Below are 3,227 nucleotides of genomic sequence, written 5' to 3' on the forward strand. Positions count from 1 at the left end.
AGGGCTTAGCATCGTTTCCGTCTTTACCTGAAACTGTGAGTTTCCCAGCATAAAGAGGATGTATCCAGTTTGTATGGCTTCCTTTACCTGGTATTTCTCTAAAACCGGCTTGGCGAAGCATTTGTTTTAGAACCCTGATTTTCTTTGGCATTTACTAGAGATTTTACATATTTCCTATTTTATCTAAGTCAAAATGGTTACTCATCATTATTATAATTAATTTTATTGTTAAGTCAATCCACTACTAAGCCACTCCGTAGCCTGTGTAAGGACGTTTATAACTGGGATGTAAACCGAAAATAATGTCTGCTTTCGGTATACCCATGTCTACCAAATCTTGCGCCAAATCAGCTTCTGTCATGTTTCGCTGAATCCAAACTTTGCCATCTTTGATATCTAAATGGATGAAACAGTTATAAACTCGTTTGAGTCCATCCCAGCCGATATCTAAAAGTTGATAATGGTCATGTTCTGTGTCAAAAATAAGTTGACACTCAAGCTCTGAATCTGAATTATTTGCTTCTAAGGTGGCATGATTAGTTAATAGCTGGCGGATGATTAATCGGTAGTTTTCTAGTTTTTCCATTGGATGATTACCTCCTCAACAGGATTGTAATGCTAAGATTGTTCATGGTTCAATCCGCGATGGTAAAATCTGGATTCACTACGACGGTATTGAAGATGGTATCACGGATGAATTGGTTGCTTCAGGAGTACCGAAGGATAGGATTGTTATGGCTTTTCATCCCCCCGAGATTTGTGAACATAGTGGGTATGCGATCGCATAGCATTGGCTTTGGTGGGTTACGCTGTCGAAGGGCTCACCCGACAAGATCATGGGATTAGCCCAAAGGGCTACGCTTCGCGATGCTCCTTTGGAGCCGCTAAAAGCGATCGCACTTATAGTTTTGTAATTGAACGAATTGAAATACTATCAATAAATACGCTTCATTAACCTATCCGACGAGAGTCACTTTCTCTTTTAGTTCGTAATATTTCGCGATATGTTTCAAAGTCTCTGGCAGGAAAAAGTTTAGTAAGTTGATTTAAGGTATTGTTTAGTTCGTTGAAGAGGCTCTCATACTTCGGTTGAGTCATGTCTACATCGCAAAAAAGGTACTGCCAGTTACTCACACCCAACAATCCTAGTAAGCCATCTAAGTAACCTCCATAATCAAGGTTCATCTTCCAGTACTCACCCCGATCATAGAAATAAATATCTGGAAAGGCAGGTGGAGAAACGCCTGGTGTCAAGTGAAAAGCCGCGAGTTTAAAGTCGCCGGAGTCAGGATGGTCATCAAAAACACGAAAATATTTTAGGAACTCAATTTCCTGTTGGGTCATCCCTTCATGCCAGAGTTCGGGATCTTGGGTTGAAGTTAGGGAATCGGCAATAGGGCTTAAATGAAATTCACCTCCTCCGGAAACATCCCCATTGATGTAATAGACAAATCGTAAATGTGTATGGAGAGATACATCAATATATTTTTCAAAATTTTGAGTAAGGTTAAACCCAAAGCTCATTCTTAATTCGTTCACCGATAACTCAGCAAGTCCTTCCTCATAATTGGCAACAATTTCATCTGCAATAATTTCAAAGGAAGAGTGTTGCTTCATTTGATCTATTAAAGTCTGAAAGTCTCGTAAATATTCTTGTGACATTTTTTACTTTAGTGTTGCTTTTCCATCTTTTATAGCTGCTAAAACAAGATTCATGCGTGCGTCAAAATCCTTAACTCCAAATTTAACCTGTCTACCACCAACTACATCAGTAGTTATATATTTTTTCTCCATTCTATTTTTGACGGAAAACCTTGAGGTTCCTAAAGATCCACCATTTTCCTCCCTGACATTTAATAGAAGCAAAACAAAACCACGATCTACATCAGTAACTCTAGTTATATCGCCTGCAGTCACGTCTGGATCATTTAGATTGGGAGTAACAGGAGTCAATTCTGGTTTCTCTGGGCTTTGTGAAAATGACTTTACTAATGGCCCACGTTTGAGTTCACCACCAGTACTTTCATAAAATCCCCATTCTGCTTTCAAATATTTGGGGAAAGGACTAGCTTTACCAGAATAATAGTTAATACGGAAACGATACCAAATAGGCTTGTTATCTTTGATGTTACCCTCCACTGCAGCCTTGATAGCAGGTTGCTCTACTGCACTTGAAAATCGAGTATTGTGAGATCCCCGCGCGGGAGTTAAGTTAGAGTCAACTGCATTACCACCCAATTTATGTGGCAACAAGTGCATCCGAACCCATTGGGCTTGGTGAGTAAGTTTTGACTCTTGAAGTTGAGACCATCCATTGAGGTTACCTACATGCTTACCTGACTCCGTCCCGGTTGTAATTTTGTGCTTTTCACTATTAACAATATAATCAGCAGTGAAGCTAGATGCTTTCTTATTGTCAGCCATGACTGGAAGCTTAGGTGGCGGATAGTCTTCGACAGTTGATCCAAATAACTTCTTAAGATGTTGATTACTTAATTCCCATAAAGCTCGTTCAAGCTTTTGTACAAGCTGCTTATTAGCATTAATGTCTTTTGCTTTCTTCTCTGCTGAGAGTTTAGAACCACCTGAACCTCCTTCATAAACCTTGTCAATTTCTCTCAGTCTAATTTCCAGAGGGCGGACTTTTTCATCGTAATATTCCTTGGCCACTTCTACATCACTTTTTGTGAAACTTGTCTGCCCTTCTGCTTCTTTTAGCTTCTCATCAAAGAACTTGTCGAGCATCTTAGGATCAAAACTGGCTACATAGAGTTTCGCATTCGCTAAGCTACCCTTGTAATATAGTTCATGAGAGTGCCCAGTCTTATCCTTAAAAGTTTTCTTTTTAGTCCACCATTTAATGAGGTTGAGTACAGTTTCCTTTACTTTATTTGCTCCTTTTTTTGCTTTACCCAACAACCCCTTCGCCTTCAACAACACCTTATCAATCGCCTGATCAATCCGCTCGCGAATCTTACCAATAATCTTCTCAACCTTCTTCGCCAAACCACCAATACCCAACAAGGAAGCCAAGAACCCTATTACCACTGGTACAGCTTTCGCTAAAGCATTCTCTACCAACTTCGCTGCACCACCAACAGCACCAGATGCGATCGCACTCACGGCATCCACAACTGCATTTACCAATTCCAGCACCTGACTACCGCGATTAACAAAGAACATGATGATGTCATAGATTGCCATGGCGGCTTTCACAAAGGCTGATG

The 3,227-nt window shown here is 40.2% G+C and carries 3 protein-coding genes and 2 pseudogenes; 1 reads left to right on the top strand and 4 read right to left on the bottom strand.

The features are described from left to right. Both F6K37_RS35755 and F6K37_RS35760 read right to left on the bottom strand, forming a co-directional pair. A partial coding sequence (locus F6K37_RS35755; RefSeq protein ID WP_287255671.1) for a type II toxin-antitoxin system HicA family toxin occupies window positions 1–151 on the bottom strand: 151 nt, incomplete at its 3' end. Between the two features lie 93 nt (window positions 152–244). Then, window positions 245–586 carry a XisI protein gene (locus tag F6K37_RS35760; protein WP_287255666.1) on the bottom strand — a complete coding sequence of 114 codons (342 nt, stop codon included), beginning with the start codon at window positions 584–586 and terminating at the stop codon, window positions 245–247. A gap of 34 nt (window positions 587–620) precedes the next feature. Between F6K37_RS35760 and F6K37_RS35765 the strand changes: the two are divergent. Then, window positions 621–788, top strand: a pseudogene (locus F6K37_RS35765) (element excision factor XisI family protein); the annotation flags it as partial. A 163-nt stretch (window positions 789–951) separates the two neighbouring features. Here F6K37_RS35765 and F6K37_RS35770 read toward each other — a convergent pair. Beyond that, window positions 952–1,662: a hypothetical protein gene (locus F6K37_RS35770; RefSeq protein WP_287255668.1), complete on the bottom strand. Its 711-nt coding sequence runs from the start codon at window positions 1,660–1,662 to the stop codon at window positions 952–954. 3 nt (window positions 1,663–1,665) lie between these two features. After that, window positions 1,666–3,227: pseudogene (locus tag F6K37_RS35775) on the bottom strand (hypothetical protein); the annotation flags it as partial.

Origin of the sequence: Moorena sp. SIO4E2 (genome assembly GCF_010671945.1) — a bacterium.
Lineage (GTDB): Bacteria > Cyanobacteriota > Cyanobacteriia > Cyanobacteriales > Coleofasciculaceae > Moorena > Moorena producens.

What these genes read in the sequence shown, in the direction of transcription:
- F6K37_RS35770 (WP_287255668.1), bottom strand. Translation starts at nt 1,662, where the DNA reads ATGTCACAAGAATATTTACGAGACTTTCAGACTTTAATAGATCAAATG.
- F6K37_RS35760 (WP_287255666.1), bottom strand. Translation starts at nt 586, where the DNA reads ATGGAAAAACTAGAAAACTACCGATTAATCATCCGCCAGCTATTAACT.